A 16,994-nucleotide genomic window follows, 5' to 3' on the forward strand; every position below is an offset into this window, starting at 1 on the left:
AGATATTCAAAATCTTCTTCATGGGAGATGAAGGGCCCTTTTCATTGCCCGCGAAAAGCCCGACGCTTTGCCCCCTTGGGATCGAGAACAATCGGGGCAATGTGGTTGCACCGCGGCGATTGACGTTTGCACCGTGACGTCGTTGGTTCCCGTTCGATAATACTCGACCACGAGCGCATCGATATGGTCTGCAACCATCGTGGTGGCCGTCTGATTGCACGCCACGCATGGCTTCCCCTGCACAGACCTCGTCTGCGCCGTGGTCGGTCCGCATTGGGAATTGCGCGAGTACGCCGTTGTGATGCCGGATTTGGGTTTGAACAAGGACTTGTCGGGGATCCCCAGGGCGACGATCGGGACCGTGTTCCCGTGACCGTCGATCGTGTTCGCAAGACCGTAAGGGTCGATCCAGGCGGCCGGATTCGGTGCATATCGATAGAGTGCCGAACCTCCCTCGATGCAGCTCGGGTCTTGGCTGATGAACTGCCCGATTCCATGGTCGAGATACCGGTATCTGTTGTAGCAAAATCCGGTTTCTTCGTCGTAATACTGCCCCTGAAGCCGAATGGGCTGATCGAATGGTGGCCTGTCTTTCGGTTGTATCGGCGTGTTGCTCGACCATGTGGCGTAACTCGCTTCCCACGCAGTTCGGCCACGCTCGTCGACAACCCGGACTGGCGCCCCATTTGGGTCGTTATGGAAGAAGTAGACCGTGCTGACGGGGCGATATGACGCCGGCAGCCGGCGCGTAGTCGACGTCGCGTTCGGAGCGGAATAGTCGGCGATTGCCTTGGGTGACCGTCTCTCATCGAGTGAGGGCGCGCTTCCGGGCACGACACCGGCATGCTCAGGCACGCGTAGAGGCATGCGCGAGTCGAGGGTTCGATGAACCACGGCGAGCGGCCGAAACGTATCGGGATAGTGGATCCAGTCCCGTACGTCCCGTCGGATCTGAACACTTTGGGTCAGGCCATTTTTCTCGTCTGACTGGTCGGCGCGCAGTTCGCTTGCGAGGACGTCGCCGTCCCAAAAGAATTGACGAACCGTGGTGTGGCTCGATTCGAGCTGGCGCGACGAAGTGATTTTCCTGACGCGCCGGCGAAATGCGTCGTATTCGTACCGTACGCGGAGGTGATGATCGTCGTTGGCGTCGCCCTGCCCGGCGCGACGAGTCGTGAGCGTCTCGGCCAACTGCCCTGCAGCGTCCCACCGCAGCGTAATCTCTTGGTGCGCCGCGCGCGTGTGGACGAGATTGCCGGCACGATCGAATACGTAGTGTGTGTCTTCGTGCATGCCTTCCCGGCGCCATGCCGGCGAGCCGGCTTCGCCTCGTCGCGCGCCTGACCGGAACACCCGGGTGTTGAGCAATTCTCCGGCGGGGTCGTACATGAAGCGGCGTGTCGTACCTGCGCAGTCGATATGTGCGACGACCTGCCCGACAGGGTCGTATTGAAACTGCTCGATGCCGGTCCGGGAGTCGCGTCGCTCGATCAGGTCACCGTTCGCGTCGTACGCGTATTCGATCGCGAACATTTCTCCGGTATCGGCAAGCAGCGCCTGTCGGGACAAACGTCCGTTGGCTTCGTACGACATTTCGCGTCGCAGGGCGTCACCCAGGCGTTCGTCGCGAATCTGGCCAAGTGCATCCCGTTCGATGACGATTGGCGCATGCCCATCGATCTCGATCCCGACGACCGCATTCAGTGCGTCATAGTTGTAACGAATCGACTGCTCGACGATTTCGCTGCCCGCAACGAGGCGCGTTCTTCGTTCGATCCGGTTTCCGGCTGCGTCATATCGATTGGAAAGCGTAAAGTCGTCGCCCTGTCGTTCCTCGACCAGCCTGCCGTCGTCGTCATATCTGAATTCGAGCAGCGAGGATGTGGTCGACGCGCGAATGAGATCGCCGTGCTCGTCGTAGTGAAAGCAGTCAGTCCGAACACCGTCCTGCCGGTCGGGATCAGGAATGCGCTTCTCGACGATTCGCCCTACTTCGTCATATCGATACTCGATGGCCCGGCCATGCGGGTCGACGCTACGCAAGAGTTCCGCGGTCGACCCGTATTCGTAAAGGCGCGACTGTCCCCAGTAGTCGATTTCTTCGACGATCCTGCCGAGCGCGTCGCGCTTGAGCAGATAGGACTCTCCCCGCTCATTGACGACCTGGACGAGCTGCCCTTCCGTGTCATAGCGATACTGGACTTCAGTACCGTCAGACTGAATCCGCTTCGCGATTTCTCCTAGCGCCGTATAGGCAAGGCGCGTCACATTGCCGACCGGGTCGCGATACCGCAAGAGATTGCCATCCGGGTCATAGCTGCAATGAGTCTCGCGTCCGTCCCATTCGATGGCGCGTACCAGTCGTCCGCAAGCATCCCTCTCGTAACGATTTTGGTGCCCTGCTGCATCGAGGGAGCTTATGACATAGCCACGTGCGTCGCGTTCATATTGCGTTCGGTGTCCAAGCGCATCGACGATTGTGGTCAGGTTGCCGTGTCGGTCGTAACCGAACGTCGTAACGTCACCCTGCGGGCCAGCACAGGACGTCACGCGACCGAATGTGTCGTATGCATATCTGAACGTCGCCCGGGATGGTGTGGCGCGACTCACTAGACGACCGCGTGCATCCCATTCGTATCGAAATTGACGCCCCCCGGCCCCGGTCACGCAAACCGGCTTGTGATTGCTGTCGTATTCGGCGCGAACCGATCGACCGTCGGGCATGATCTGTGCAATCAGATTGCCATTCGCGTCGTATTCCCACCGAGACGTACGCCCCATCGGATCGGTCTGGGCGCAGGTACGCCACTGACTGTCGTAGCCGTAACTGGTCATACCGCCGAGGACATCTATTTCGGCGATCGGAACGTGACGTTCATTCATCTGAACGACGGCAACGCGTCCCATGGATTCGGTAAGACGAGTTTGGTTTCGAGCGAGGTCGTATTCGAAGCGATAGTCGAGCACCCCATCGTCGCCCCACGCATGGTCGATACGCCACTCGCCGTCAACACTTCGTCGATAGCCATAGTGAAACGAAACACCACCGGCACTGACGTGCCGAGTCATCCGATTGCCGCTTTCATAGTCGAAGCGGCGCGGATAACCCATGGCATCGAATGCCGCGACGAGGTTCCGATCGCGATCGCGTTCGTAACGTACCAGCGGATACACGTGTCCGTCAGCGTTGGTCAGTGTCATTACCGCTGTCGGGTCGCAGTGTCCATCTACGTCAACATTCGAACGACATTCGATGAGTCGTCCCGTCGGTCCTTCGACGCCATGTTCGACAATCCGTGACACGTGACCCGACGAACCGCGCTCGAACAGCCACGCATGACCGTAGAGGTCACCGATCCAGTCGAGCATCAGCGTTAGTGAGGCCTCCCCGGATAACCTGTTGACGATCGTGTCCCACGGATGCCGCAACAGGAATCCGTATTCGATGCCCTCGCCCGTGCGCAATACCAATTGGTTGTCACGGAGGTACAGCGCATAGCCGTACTGCCAGTCAGTGACACGCGTTGCCCACCCCGCGTGCGTCGGAACTTCGTCGAATGCCGTGGCATGATCGACAAAGTAGATCGCCGCGCCGATTCCGTCGTCGCGCGAAATGAGATTCAGATGGATGTCTGCCGGCGTACTCCATCCGACGCCAACCGTACCGACGCGGTGCGCGCGGCTCGCGTAACACCGGTTCCACTCGAGAGGAAGATGTCCGGTAATCGTGAAGTCGTGCTGCGCGACGATGACTTCGCCGGTTGTGACATCCACAGGCTCGGCATGCAGGACGTTGCATTTCAGGAATCCCGGCTTCAGATGCAATTTGTCCGCCAGCGCCTTCGCCCACTTCGAGCCGCGAAACGCCTTGAACAACCCCTTCGCCGCCGCTGCCATGTTCATGATCGGCGGCCCGCCCACCAGCACCGGCCGCCCGGCCGGAATCGGCAACATCACCGAACTCGGCATCGACGGATAGGTTCGATCCGTATGCGCGCTGTTGTGCGGAGGCGGCTCCATCCCGATCGACCAGCAACTCAACGCTTCAAGCGCCATGTAAGACAGCGGATCGTTGTTGGCGAGCACGGTCTTGCTGCCCATGAACGATTCCCCGTCATTTGACGGTTCGAACTCGGCCGGCGGCGGGGCGAACGATTCGCCAAGCGGAAAATGCAAACCCGGAACGTGATACGCATGCGTCCCGGCCGTGGCCCGCATCATCCCGTTCACGAAAATCGGCCGGCCGCTGCCGCCACCTGACCCGACGTTCGAGCCAAGATCGTCGCTGATGCGGTTCTTGATCCTGTTGGCCGCTTTCGCCAGTTTCATCCCCTCGGCGACAGTGGGGTCGTCCTTGAGGTCCGGCAGCTTGCCGCCGCCGATCAGTTCATTGACCTGCTGGCTCGCTTCATCGGCGAGGTGTTCCAGCTTCGTCACATCTTCCGGATGATCCTCGATGTATTCGGTCGCCTTCTCCTGCACGATCATCATCGCAATGCAGCCGACTACGGCCTTCGCCGCCTGGATGTATTCGCGCAGATCGAGCATGAAACCGACATGCGGATGCGGCAGGAACACCGGCGGCGTTCCCGGCGTGACCAGCACCGAATGAACGTCCACGCCAACAACGGGATCGAGATGCTTGACGGCGAGAAGTGCCAAGGTTTCGCCTCCCGCTCAGCGCCCGCCACGCAACGCCGCGACCTTCTCGCTCAACGCGTTGCGCCGTCGGTCCTGCGTACCCAGCTGCGACACCATCCACTCGACAACCATCGGCAGACTGCTGTTCGCCCGCATCGGCTCGTCGATCATCAACCCCGCATCGAGCGCATTGAACCCGGCCTCCAGCGCGTGCTCGCGCTCCCCTGCCCGCTCCCAGCACACCGCGCTCATCCGCCAGGCCTCGACCGTCATCAGCCCGTCCTTCGCCGCCGTGGTCGACGCCACCGCGCGCTCGTAGCAATACGCCGAGTGTGCATAATCCTTGTGCGTCAAATGCACGCTCGCCTCGCCGAACAATCCGTTCGCCACGAGCTTGTGCCCCGCCGGATGTCCGGCTTCAACCGCACGCGTACCGCTGCTGGCCGCGCTCCGATACGCATTGATCGCCTTCTCACGATCACGCCATTTCAGATACGCGGCCCCCGCAATCAGATGCACGACAACGCATTGATCGAACCACTGCTCACGCTCAGCCACCTTCAATGCGGCCGCTCGCAGTTCCTCCAGGCGGGAAGGATTGTTGCCTTCGATCATCTCCGTCAGCATCACGAAATGCCGTCTGAATTCACCGCTTGGCCCGCGCTCGCCCGATTCCGCCAGCAATTCGCGATGCACGCTCGCCATCGAATACTTGCCGTGCACGATGCGAACCGCGGCGCGATGCCGTTGCAGCAACGCAGCAAACGGCGCGATGTCGATACGCGGCACGACGAAGCGCACGCGCTCCGCAAGCTGCGGCGCGACCGCAATGATCGACAGCAAATCGTCCATCCAGCGTACCCATGCCGCATCATCCCGAACCTTCACCGGTTCCAGCACGAACACCATTGCCGGAAAAACATCCGGATGGTGCTGCATCAGGCTGTCGATCACCGCGAACAGATAGAGCACGGGATTCTTGCCGTCGTCGTACGGTGCCTGCCAATCCGCACGTATGCCCTGCGCATCGGATGCCTCCCGCCGGCTGTTGTAGAACGCAATGAGCTCGTCCGTCAGCGCCTTCGCATAACCCGCTTCGTTGACGAACGACGCGCGCATCGTCCTGACCGCGCACGACGTTTCATCCTGAACCTGGAAATACAGCCGCACGAGCTCCGCATCCGTCTCGTCGGTCTGCCAGATCATCAGTCGCGCGTCCTGCTCTTTCGCGAAACTCATCCAGTCCGCATGCGCATCCATGAACCTGCGCTCCACCGGATTGGTCGGCTGCCAGTTCTGCATTCGTGCGTGTCTCCGTCACGGATTCAGTTTCAGGACGGCGCCTTCGACCGTGTGCTCGGCGGTCGCCGACGACGTCACCGTCTTGCCGTTCACGCTGTGGGTGTTCGTACCGGTCGATGCGACGTTGACGCCCTGGATCGTGATCGTGCCGTCGCGCTTCATCACGATGCTGGACATCCCGCAGACGAGCGAAAGCTGGTCGCCGGCGTTGACGGTCACCTGATGCTGCACGTTCGTCGTATGGCTCGCACCGACGTTGACGGTGTGTTCGCCGCCGACCGTGTGCGTATGGGCGTTCGAGATCGTCGACGTTCGCGTGCCGATTTCCTCGGTATGCGTGGACGCGACCTGCGTCTTCATGTCCTGAGACGTCGTGTGATAAAGCTGCGCGACGCTCAACGTCTTGCCCTCGCCGATCGTTTCGGTCTTGGCTTTGGCGACCGTCTCGGTATGCACGCCACCGATGGTCGCGTCGCGATTCGCGGCGATCGTCACCGTTTCGTTCTGCCCGACCGTCCTCGTCCGGTTGCCGACAACGCCATGCGTCTCATTCGCCCCGATCTGCGCGACCCGGTTCTGCCCGATATTCACCGTCTCGTTTTGCCCGACACTCCGTTGCCGGTTGTTCTTCACCTGCATCGTTTCGTCGTTCCCGACCGTATGCGTATGGTTGTTCCCGACGGACAGCGAATGATCGAGCTCCGTCTCCGCATCGAAATTTCGCTCGGCATGCATCCACAGTTGCTCGGCGCCCTTCTTGTCCTCGAACCGGAATGCATTGGCGTGGTCGGTCGTCCCACCCGGCGACGACCGCGACAACAGCCCGCTCTGCGTTGCACTTCCGGGCAACCCCCACGGCGGCATCTTCTCGCCGTTGAAAACCCGCCCGGTGACGATCGGCTCATCGGGATCGCCATTGAGAAAATCGACCACCACCTCATCGCCCACCCGCGGAATCTGCACACCCCCGAACCCACCTCCGGCCCACGGACTCGACACCCGCACCCAGCACGACGAATCCTGGTTGCTTTGCCCGTACCGGTCCCAGCGGAACTGCAGCTTCACGCGCCCATACTGGTCGGTCCAGATTTCCTCTCCCGGCGGCCCGACGACGGTGGCCGTCTGCGGCCCATTGGTGCGTGGCCGCGGCGTCTCGCGCGGCGACCGGTAAGGCAGGCTCGACGGCTGCACGAGCATCATCGTCTGATGCACGACAGCCTCCGCGCCTTGGTCGCTCGCATACGCGTTCTCCTGAAACCGGTACTGGCACCGCACGATCAGGTACTCGCGGTTCTGGTCCGCACGCGGGCAATGTTCGAGCGTGAACAGATAACCGGGCGCGACACCCCGCACATCGGTATCGGCGTTCGCCCGCTCATGTTCCGCCTGCTGTTCCTCGAGCCGCACGCGGCTGTAATGCGCACCGGGTGCATCGTCACGATAACCCCCCGGCCACTCGAACGAAGCAAAACCGTCGTGATCGTGCCCACGCGGATCGACCTTCTGCGACGAAAGATCGGCGCGCGGCTTCGTATAGTCGTAGTCGGTGGTCTGGTGCCGGCCGACGCTCACCGCCTGCGCCGGCAGCCAGCCGTCGATGTGCTCCTCGTCGGCGATCGCGGTGCGGTCGCGCGCGATGTACGGAATCGTCTCGTAGCCGGGCAGCACGGTATGCGACGACATCGCGTCGCCGAGCATCAGCGTATGCGTGTCCGCCGCATGCCGGAACCAGAAGTAGATCCCCTCGAACTCCATCAGCCGCGACACGAACGCGGCATCGGTCTCGTTGTACTGCACGCAATAGTCGCGCGGCACATACGATTCGGCGAGGTGGTTCTCGATCGGAAAACCGTACGTCGACAGCACCTCCTGCACGATCTCGGGCACGGTCTTGTTCTGGAAGATCCGGCAATCGGAGCGGCGCGTCGCGAGCCACAGCCACGGGCGCACGATCAGTTCGTAGCCGTAGTAGCGCTCGGCGCGCCGGCCGGACAGCGATGCGCGCGCAACGATCCCGTTCAGGTAGCGGGTCGACAGGTCCTGCTGTTCGATCCGCACCGTCACGGGCTTGCCGAGCAGGTCCTTCAGCGACAGGCTGTGACTGTCGGCGAGCGCCTCGATCCGGTATTCGAACAGGCGGCCGAGTTCATCGCTGCCGTCGAGCGTATGGAACTTGAGGCCGTCGCCGTGCGGGGTGTCGAGTGTGAATACGCGATTCAAGTCGTTTCCTCCTCGTCGAACCGGTACGTGAATTCGCCGTCGGCGGCGCTCAGCTCGATCGACGACAGCGTGCGGCCCTCGAGCGTGGCCTGCAGGATCGCGCGGCCGATGCGCGGCATCACGGTGTGCGTGAGGATCGCGTCGACCATCCGGCCGCCGGATTCGATCGTCCGGCAACGCTCGACGACCAGCGCGTTCGCCGCATCGGTGCAGCGCAGCCGGATGCCGTGGTGCGCGTCGATCCGCTGCGCGATCCGCCGCAATTGCAATGCGACGATTCGCGCGAGCGTCGCGTCGGTGAGCGGGTAGTACGGCACGACGGTCAACCGGCCGAGCAGCGCGGCGGGAAACACGTCGAGCAGCGGCGCGCGCAGCGCATCGGCGAGCGTCTGCACGTCGGGCAGGCGCTCGGGGTCGCGGCACAGCTGCGTCACGCGATCGGCGCCGACGTTCGAGGTCAGCAGGATCACCGTGTGGCGGAAATCGATGTCGCGCCCCTCGCCGTCCTCCATCCAGCCCTTGTCGAATACCTGGAAGAAAATCTCGTGCACGTCGCGGTGCGCCTTCTCGATCTCGTCGAGCAGCACGACGCTGTACGGGCGGCGGCGTACGGCTTCGGTGAGCACGCCGCCCTGCCCGTAGCCGACATAGCCGGGCGGTGCGCCCTTCAGCGTCGACACCGTATGCGCCTCCTGGAATTCGCTCATGTTGATCGTGATCGCGTTGTGTTCGCCGCCGTACAGCGTGTCGGCGAGCGCGAGCGCGGTCTCGGTCTTGCCGACGCCGGACGGTCCGCACAGCAGGAACACGCCATGCGGTTTCTTCGGATCGTCGAGCTTGGCGCGCGCGGTCTGGATGCGCTCGGCGATCAGTTCGACCGCGTGTTGCTGGCCGACGACGCGCTCGCCGAGCGTATCGGCGAGCTTCAGCACGGCCTGCGTTTCGTCGCGCACCATGCGGCCGAGCGGAATGCCGGTCCAGTCGGCCACGACGGCGGCCACCGCGTGGGTGTCGACGGCGGGCAGCACGAGCGGCGCATCGCCCTGCAGGTCGGCCAGCGCCTGCTGCGCGGCCGAGAGACGGGTTTGTGCCGTAGCGCGTGCATCCGCATCGAGTGCGTGGGACGGATCGTCGTCGAGCAGCAACGCACGGGCATCGACGATCGCGGTCAAGGCGTCGCGTTCGGTTTGCCAGCGGGTGTCGAGCCGGTCGAGTTCGGTCCGGGCGACGGCAATGTCGTGCTCGATCGCATCGCGCCGCGCGGTATCGCCGGTGCCGAGCGCGCATTCGCGTCCGATCCGCTCCTGTTCGACGCGCAGGCTGTCGATGCGGCGCCGCGCGTCTTCGATCGGCGCGGGTACCGCGTGCTGGCTGACGGCGACGCGCGCGCAGGCCGTATCGAGCAGGCTGATCGCCTTGTCCGGCAACTGGCGTGCGGGAATGTAGCGGTGCGACAGCGTGACGGCGGCCTCCAGCGCGTCGTCGAGCACGAGCACGCGGTGATGGGCCTCGAGCTTCCCGGCGAGGCCGCGTAGCATCGTCAGCGCGGCCGCTTCCTCCGGTTCATGGACGTGCACGAGCTGGAAGCGTCGCGTCAGCGCCGGGTCCTTCTCGATGTACTGCTTGTACTCGGACCACGTGGTCGCGCCGATCGTGCGCAGCAGGCCGCGGGCGAGCGCGGGCTTCAGCAGGTTCGCGGCGTCGCCGGTGCCGGCGGCCCCGCCCGCGCCGACGAGCGTGTGGACTTCGTCGATGAACAGGATCGCGGGCCGCTCGGACGACATCGCTTCGTCGATCACGCCGCGCAGCCGGCTCTCGAATTCGCCCTTCACGCTCGCGCCGGCCTGCAGCAGCCCGATGTCGAGCAGGTACAGCGCGACGTCCTGCAGCGACGGCGGCACGTCGCCGGCGGCAATCCGCAGCGCGAAGCCTTCGGCGACCGCCGTCTTGCCGACGCCAGCCTCGCCGACCAGCAGCGGGTTGTTCTGCCGGCGTCGCAGCAGGATGTCGACGATCTGGCGAATCTCCGGATCGCGCCCGATCACCGGATCGATCTCGCCGGCCCGTGCGCGGGCGGTCAGATCGACGGCGAAGCGCGCGAGCGCCGAGCCGTCGGCGGCGGTCGCGCCGCGCATCGTCATGTCGCCGCCCGGCGCCGCCTGTCCGGCCGGTGGCGCCTCTGGCGAGCCTTCGACGATCGACGCGAGTTCGTCGGCGAGCACGTCCGGCACGATGCGCTCGAATTCGCGCGTGATCGCCAGCAGCACGTTGCGCAACTGCGGTGTCTTCAGGATCGCGAGCAGCAGCACCGCGCCGCGAATGCGCGTCGCGTCGTACTTCAGCGTCGCGTAGACCCACGCGCGTTCGACCGCATCGTCGATGTGCACGGACAGATCCGACACCGAGCCCGCGCCGCGCGGCAGCTTGTCGAGCGCGGTAACGAGCCCGCGGTCGAGCGCGGCGTCGTCCACGCCGAAGCGGCGCAGCACGCGCTGCAGGTCGCCGTCGGGCCGCTGCAGCATCTGCTTGAACCAGTGTGCGAGCTCGACGTACGGATTGCCGCGCAGCCGGCAGAAGCCGGTCGCCTGCTCGAGCGTCTCGTAGAGGAACGGATTCAGCTTTCCGAACAGGTTGGCGCGGCCGATATCGGACATGACGGTTCCCGTTTAGGCGGTTTCGCGATGAAGGGGGGCGCCGCCGCGCCGCACGTCGTAGCGGACGACGAGGTCGCGCGCGGGGCCGGGGTCGAGCCGTTGCCCGAGCCACGCGGTGCGGCCGATGCCCTGCGCCGCGCCGAGCGCGATCGCCGGCACCGCGTCGGCCGCCAGTTCGAGCTGCACGTCCCAGTCGAACTCGATGCCGACGTATTCGCGCACCCATTGCGCGAGCTGCCGCGCATGCGGGCCGCCCGGCAGGAAACGGCGGTAGGCATCGAGCGACAGCGGGCCGAGCACGATCCGGAAGCGCGACTGCGCATCACGCACCGCGACGCCGAGCGCGACGGCGCCGACCCGCAACGTCGGCCGCGTCGCGCGGATCGTGCAGCGCTGCGAACGTTCGATCGCGACCCACTGCGGCACGTGCTCGACGATGCGCGCCTCGACACCGAAATGCCGGCGCAGGATCTGCACGAGCCCTTCCGGGTTGCGCGTGTGCCGCACGAGATGGCCCGCGTGGAAATAGCGCGCGTGCGGTGCAAGCGTGTCGGCGTCGGCGTGGATGTCGGCTTTCGCGACGGGCTTGTCGCCGTGTGCCGCCCGCCCGATCAGGCTCGCGACATAACCATCGAATCGTGCGCGTTCCGGGCGATCGAGGCTCACCGTCGGCTGCGCATCGGCCCACGCGCGGTAGAACAGCAGGATCAGACGGTGATGGAACAGGTCGGCGAACGCGGCGAACGTCGGGTCGTCGTGCTGCGCCGCGCGTTCGTGCGCGTATTCGGTCAGGTGCGTCGGCAGCGGCCCGTTCGGGCCGAACAGCCCGAACCCGTGGATCGCGATGCGCGGCGGCATGCCGCTGCCCTCGTCGCTCACGCCGGCCAGCATCGACGCCGCGAACGCGAGCGACGGCTGCTGCCCGAGCCGCACCGGCTCGTCACGCGGCCGCGTCGCATGGCCGAGCGGCGCGCGGCCGGGCGACAGCGCATCGAGCCAGCGCAGCGCCTGGAACAGGTCGTAGCCGTGCGGCGCGGCGCGCAGGCGTGCCCACCACGCATCGCGGCGTGCGGCTTCGGCGGCCGGAGACATATCGCGCTTCATATCGCGGGCCGCCTGCCGATGCGCGCCGGCCAGTGTGCGAGCGTGCCGCGCTGCGCACTGGTCATCACGCATTCGGCGAACGCGTTGATCGACACGTGGCGCGCGAAGAACTGTTCGAGCACCGCGCCGAGCAGGAATGGGCTGTCGCCGGAGAACGCATGATCGTCGACGGTCACGTCGACCTGCACGCCGCGCCCGAACATCAGCGGCCCGGACGCCGGCAGCCGGCGGAACACCGGCGAGAACGCCACGCGCAGCACGCCGTCGATCTGCCGGCGCATCGCGGCATCGGCCGGGTCGGCATGCAGGCCGAGCAGTTCGCGCAGCGCATGCGCGCCCTCGTCGTCGTCGAGATCGGTCAGCGTGTGCCGGGCGAGCCCGAGATGGCGGATCAGCCGCCACGCGGTTTGCGCATCGGCGATCGGCGGCCGAGGCCGCGACGGGCCGCGGATCGCGACGATGCTTTCGACGGGGGCCGACACACGCAACGTGAACGTGTTCGCGTCGCCCGGTGGCTGCAGCAGCACGAGATCGCGGTTCGTGCACAGCGTGTCGGCCGCCAGGTAGCGCATCGTTTCGTCGTACGGCGCGCACTGGCTGTCGACGAGCGACACGTAGGTCTCGCTGCCGACGTAGCCGGTGCGCGTGCCGTTCGCACGCGCCTGAGAAGAGACCAGCCGCGGTTCGCGCCGCACCGTGTAGTACGCGCCATGGTTGCCGTCGTCGCTCGCGAACGACGCGTGAAACGGCCGGAATTCGCGTGACTGGCCGTCGTCACGCTGCTCGCTCGCGAGCCGCTGCACCGCATAGACCTCGTAGTCGAGCGGCCGGCTGCGATCGACGACGACATGGTGCTCGCGCGCGCCCGGCTGCAGCGGAATGCGGTCGGCGCGGCGCGCGAACAGGTTCACGGCCGGCGTGCAGTTTAGCGCGAGGTGTTTCGCGCTGACGGCCGCCTCGAGCGCCGCATCGTGGCGATCGAACAGCACGGTCAGTTCGAACGCGTCGCCGGTCGCACGCGCGAGCGCGGCGCGCAGCCCGCCGATGCTGAAGAACAGGAAGCGCGCCGGAAACGCGAAATACTCGCGCAGCAGCCGGTAGCCGTGGAAGCTGCGGCCGTCGTCGGGCAGGATCGCCTGGGCGGGATCGAAGCCCTCGTGGACGATCGCGTCGGCGTCGAGCGTATGCAGCCAGCGCGGCGGCTGCGCGGGATCGTGGCACACGACGCCGAGCGCATGCGCGGCGATCAGTTCGAGCAGGTGCAGCGCGTCGCGCTCGGGTCCGGCGAGATGGAACGTCAGCCGGTCGAGCGGCAACTGGGAGAGTTTGGCGCCGCCGCGCGCCTCCAACCGGATGCGCAGCGCGCCGCGCACGTCCTGCCGCGCCGCGAACGCGCCGCGCGGCAGCCACGACGGCGCGCCGGTGACGGTCGCATCGGTCAGTTCGAGCGGCCACAGCGTCAGGTCGTGCGCGGTGCGGAATTCGCACGCGGTCTGCTCGGACGCGGCCGGACGTGCGCGCAGCGCGGTGCCGGCCGGCAGCCGCCAGCCTTGCGCAAGGCTGCCTTCGTTCAGCAGCGGCGCGAACCGCACGATCGCCATCGACGGCAGCGGCGCGATATAGCCGGGATACACGGCATCGAGGAGCGCCTGCGTGAAGCGCGGAAACTCGGCGTCCATCTTGAGCTGCACGCGCGCGGTGAGGAAGCTGAAGCTTTCGAGCAGCCGCTCGACGTACGGATCGGGCGGCCCCGATTCGTTGAGCCGCAGCCGCGCGGCCACTTTCGGGAACTGCTGGGCGAATTCACCGCCGAGCTCGCGCAGGTACGCGAGTTCGCGGTTGTAGTAGTCGAGCAGGCGCGTATCCATCGCGTCAGGCCCCCGCCATCGATTGCAGCGACATCGCGCCCGTCTCGAGATCGAGGTCGGAGCGCAGCACGAATTCGAGCGGATGCGGGATCGACCACAGCGTGCCGCGAATCTCGAACAGCAACACGTTGTGGCGCCGTTCGCCGGCCCAGCCGCCGGCCGCGTCGATCACGCTGCGCACTTCGACGCTGTCGGGCGCGATGCGCGGCTCGAAGCGCAGGATCGCATCGCGGATCGACGCCTCGACCGACATCCGTTCGACGCCCGACATCGGCTTGCCCACGAGCGGCCGCATCCCGTAGTTGAGCACCGATGACTGTGCGTGCGCGAACGCCGACCAGTCGACGAAGCCGTCCTCGGCGTTGCGCGTGTTGAGCAGCCACGCGAGATCGCGCAGCACGGCCGCACGCAGGCGTTCCGTGCCGATCCACTGCGCGCCGGGCGCTTCGGCGGCGCGCTGCGGCGTGTCGTCGGTGAGCCGGTCGAGCAGCGCGGGCTGGAGCCGGTCGCGCAGGCTGCCTTCCCGGCCGTCGCGGCCGTCGCGGGTTCGCTGGTCGTCCATCGTCATCTCCGCGCCGTCACATCTCGGTGTTTTCCTTGATGTTCCAGCCGACGGTCACCTCCGCGCCCTTGCCGCCGTTGTCGTTCTGCTGCCAGTACTGCTTCTTCACCTTCGCGGCCTGGAAGCCGTAATGCATCATCAGCCGGTCGGCGACGTCGCCCGGATCGATGCCCGCGACCTGCGCGGACGTGACGAGCACCTCCTGCAGCGTCACGCGCATGAACTCGACCTGCGTGCCGCCCGTCTTGCACGCGGAGATCTCGACCGACGACAGATGCTTGCCGTTCGCGCAGTTCTTGATGATCGCGGGCGCGCCCTTGTCCATGTACGCGGCGACGACGAGATCGTTGAAGCTCGCCTTGCCCGCGTTGCCGCCGCTGCCGCTCGCCATCGCGCCCGGCTGGCTCGCGCCCCACGTGAACGACTGGATGTCGGTCCAGCCCTTGTGCTGCGCGTCCGCCGATTCGCCGGTCACGCCGTCCACCTTCATAAACATTGCCACGCCCATTGCCGTCTCCGTTTCAGTGCGATGTCAGGATGAATGCCGCGTTGAATGCCGATCGTTGCTTGCTCTGCCCTCACTCGTTGGCCGCCTTCGCGGTCGGCAGCCGCGAGATGAGCCGCAGCGACACCGTGAGCCCTTCGAGCTGGTAGTGCGGCCGCAGGAAGAATTTCGACGTGTAGTAGCCGGGGTTGTCCTCGACCTCCTCGACCACCACCTGCGCGGCCGCGAGCGGCTTGCGCGCCTTGGTTTCCTGCGACGAGTTGATGGGGTCGCCGTCGACGTAGTTCATGATCCAGTCGTTCAGCCAGCGCTCCATGTCGTCGCGTTCGCGGAACGAGCCGATCTTGTCGCGCACGATGCACTTCAGGTAATGCGCGAAGCGGCAGCACGCGAACAGGTATGGCAGGCGGCCGGACAGCCGCGCGTTCGCGGTCGCGTCGGGATCGTGGTACTCGGCCGGCTGGTACAGCGACTGCGCGCCGATGAACGCCGCGAAATCCGAGTTCTTCCGGTGGACGAACGGCATGAAGCCGTTTTTCGCGAGCTCGGCTTCGCGGCGGTCGCTGATCGCGATCTCGGTCGGGCATTTCTGATCGACGCCGCCGTCGTCGGTCGGGAACGTGTGGCTCGGCAGCCCTTCGACCGCCCCGCCCGATTCGACGCCGCGGATCGACGAACACCAGCCGAACTGCTTGAACGAGCGGTTGATGTTCGCGGCCATCGCATACGCCGAGTTCGCCCACGTGTAGCGGTCGTGGTTCGCGGCGTCGGTGTCTTCCTCGAAGTCGAATTCGTCGACCGGGTTGGTGCGCGCGCCGTACGGCAGCCGCGCGAGAAAGCGCGGCATCGCGAGGCCGATGTAGCGCGAATCCTCCGACTGCCGCAGGCTGCGCCACGCCGCGTATTCGGTGTTCTGGAAGATCTTCGTCAGGTCGCGCGGGTTCGACAGCTCCTGCCACGAATCCATCTGCATCAGCTCCGGCGATGCACCGGCGATGAACGGCGCGTGCGCGGCCGCCGCGATCTTCGACAGCTCGCCGAGCATCTCGACGTCCGGCGGGCTGTGGTTGAAATGGAAATCGCCGACCAGGCAGCCGAACGGCTCGCCGCCGAATTGCCCGTATTCCTCCTCGTAGATCTTGCGGAACAGCGGGCTCTGATCCCACGCGACGCCCTTGTAGCGCTTCAGCACCCGCGCGACCTCGTTGCGCGACGCCGGCAGCGCCTTGATCTTCAGCAGCTCGTCGGTCTCGGTGTGCGTGACGAGGTAGTGCAGCCCGCGCCACGCGCCTTCGAGCGTCTGGAACTCGTTGTGATGCAGGATCTGGTTGATCTGCTCGGACAGCTTGCGGTCGATCTCCGCGATGATCTGCTTCACGCTGCCATATGCGTCGGTCGTCATGCCGACCGTGTGTTCGAGCGCCTGCTGCGCGAGCGTGCGCACCGCGCGCTCGACCGACTCGCGCGCCTCGGCCGTCTTCGGCTTGAACTCCTTCTGCAGCAGTGCGGCGAATTCGTCGTGCGCGACGGCCGGTTGCGCGGCGTCGCGCGTGTCCGCACGGGATTGGACGGGATCATTCATCGCGGGCCTCCGGTTGGGTCGCGTCGCCGCCCTGCGCGGGCTCGTGCGGGTTGCGCACGAGCGTCTTCAGCAGGTCGGGATCGTTGATCGCGCGCTCGATCAGCTGCTCGGCGCCGTGCTTGCCGTCCATGTACGACAGCAGGTTCGACAGCTCGGTGCGCGCCTCCAGCAGCCGGCGCAGCGCGTCGACGTTGCGCGCGATCGCGGCCGGCGAGAAATCGTCGATCTGCTCGAACGTCATGTCGACGTTGAGCATCCCTTCGCCGGTCAGCGTGTTCGGCACCTGGAACGCGACGCGCGGCGCGACCGATTTCATCCGCTCGTCGAAGTTGTCGACATCGATCTCGAGGAACTTGCGCTCCGGCAAGTCCGGCAACGGCTCCGCACGTTTGCCCGCCAGGTCGGAAATCACGCCCATCACGAACGGCAACTGCACCCTGCGTTCCGCGCCGTAGGTCTCGACGTCGTACTCGATCTGCACGCGCGGCGCCCGATTGCGCGCGATGAACTTCTGTCCGCTGCCTGCCGCCTTGGTTCTGTCCGTCATCGTCCACTC

The 16,994-nt window shown here is 65.6% G+C and carries 10 protein-coding genes; all 10 read right to left on the reverse strand.

Annotation, left to right across the window (positions count from 1 at the left end; all coding sequences use genetic code 11):
• Positions 1-18 precede the first annotated feature (18 nt).
• The gene (locus CFB47_RS24970) at positions 19-4,662 is read right to left on the reverse strand and encodes an RHS repeat-associated core domain-containing protein (protein ID WP_089462621.1); all 4,644 of its coding nucleotides are present in this window, start codon (positions 4,660-4,662) and stop codon (positions 19-21) included.
• A 15-nt stretch (positions 4,663-4,677) separates the two neighbouring features.
• Positions 4,678-5,943, reverse strand: coding sequence for a hypothetical protein (locus tag CFB47_RS24975; RefSeq protein WP_089462622.1), 1,266 nt, complete (start codon positions 5,941-5,943; stop codon positions 4,678-4,680).
• A gap of 15 nt (positions 5,944-5,958) precedes the next feature.
• Positions 5,959-8,163 carry a type VI secretion system tip protein TssI/VgrG gene (gene tssI, locus CFB47_RS24980; RefSeq protein ID WP_089462623.1) on the reverse strand — a complete coding sequence of 735 codons (2,205 nt, stop codon included), beginning with the start codon at positions 8,161-8,163 and terminating at the stop codon, positions 5,959-5,961.
• Positions 8,160-10,817 carry a type VI secretion system ATPase TssH gene (gene tssH / locus CFB47_RS24985; protein ID WP_089462624.1) on the reverse strand — a complete coding sequence of 886 codons (2,658 nt, stop codon included), beginning with the start codon at positions 10,815-10,817 and terminating at the stop codon, positions 8,160-8,162. The genes tssI and tssH overlap by 4 nt, the downstream gene beginning before the upstream one ends.
• Before the next feature lie 12 nt (positions 10,818-10,829).
• Complete coding sequence (tssG, locus tag CFB47_RS24990) at positions 10,830-11,921, reverse strand: type VI secretion system baseplate subunit TssG (protein ID WP_089462625.1); 1,092 nt, start codon at positions 11,919-11,921, stop codon at positions 10,830-10,832.
• Entirely contained in the window at positions 11,918-13,789 is a 1,872-nt protein-coding gene (gene tssF, locus CFB47_RS24995; protein WP_089462626.1) for a type VI secretion system baseplate subunit TssF, read from the reverse strand. The genes tssG and tssF overlap by 4 nt, the downstream gene beginning before the upstream one ends.
• 4 nt (positions 13,790-13,793) lie before the next feature.
• The gene (tssE, locus tag CFB47_RS25000) at positions 13,794-14,357 is read right to left on the reverse strand and encodes a type VI secretion system baseplate subunit TssE (protein ID WP_373453157.1); all 564 of its coding nucleotides are present in this window, start codon (positions 14,355-14,357) and stop codon (positions 13,794-13,796) included.
• A gap of 10 nt (positions 14,358-14,367) precedes the next feature.
• Positions 14,368-14,859, reverse strand: a complete 492-nt coding sequence (locus tag CFB47_RS25005; RefSeq protein WP_027791618.1) for a type VI secretion system tube protein Hcp — start codon at positions 14,857-14,859, stop codon at positions 14,368-14,370.
• A gap of 70 nt (positions 14,860-14,929) precedes the next feature.
• On the reverse strand, positions 14,930-16,438 hold the full coding sequence (tssC, locus tag CFB47_RS25010) for a type VI secretion system contractile sheath large subunit (RefSeq protein ID WP_089442466.1): 1,509 nt from the start codon (positions 16,436-16,438) through the stop codon (positions 14,930-14,932).
• A complete protein-coding gene (gene tssB, locus CFB47_RS25015) occupies positions 16,431-16,985 on the reverse strand; it encodes a type VI secretion system contractile sheath small subunit (RefSeq protein WP_089463540.1) in 555 nt (184 codons plus the stop codon). The genes tssC and tssB overlap by 8 nt, the downstream gene beginning before the upstream one ends.
• Positions 16,986-16,994: the final 9 nt, after the last annotated feature.

The organism is Burkholderia sp. AU27893 (assembly GCF_002223205.1).
Classification (GTDB): domain Bacteria; phylum Pseudomonadota; class Gammaproteobacteria; order Burkholderiales; family Burkholderiaceae; genus Burkholderia.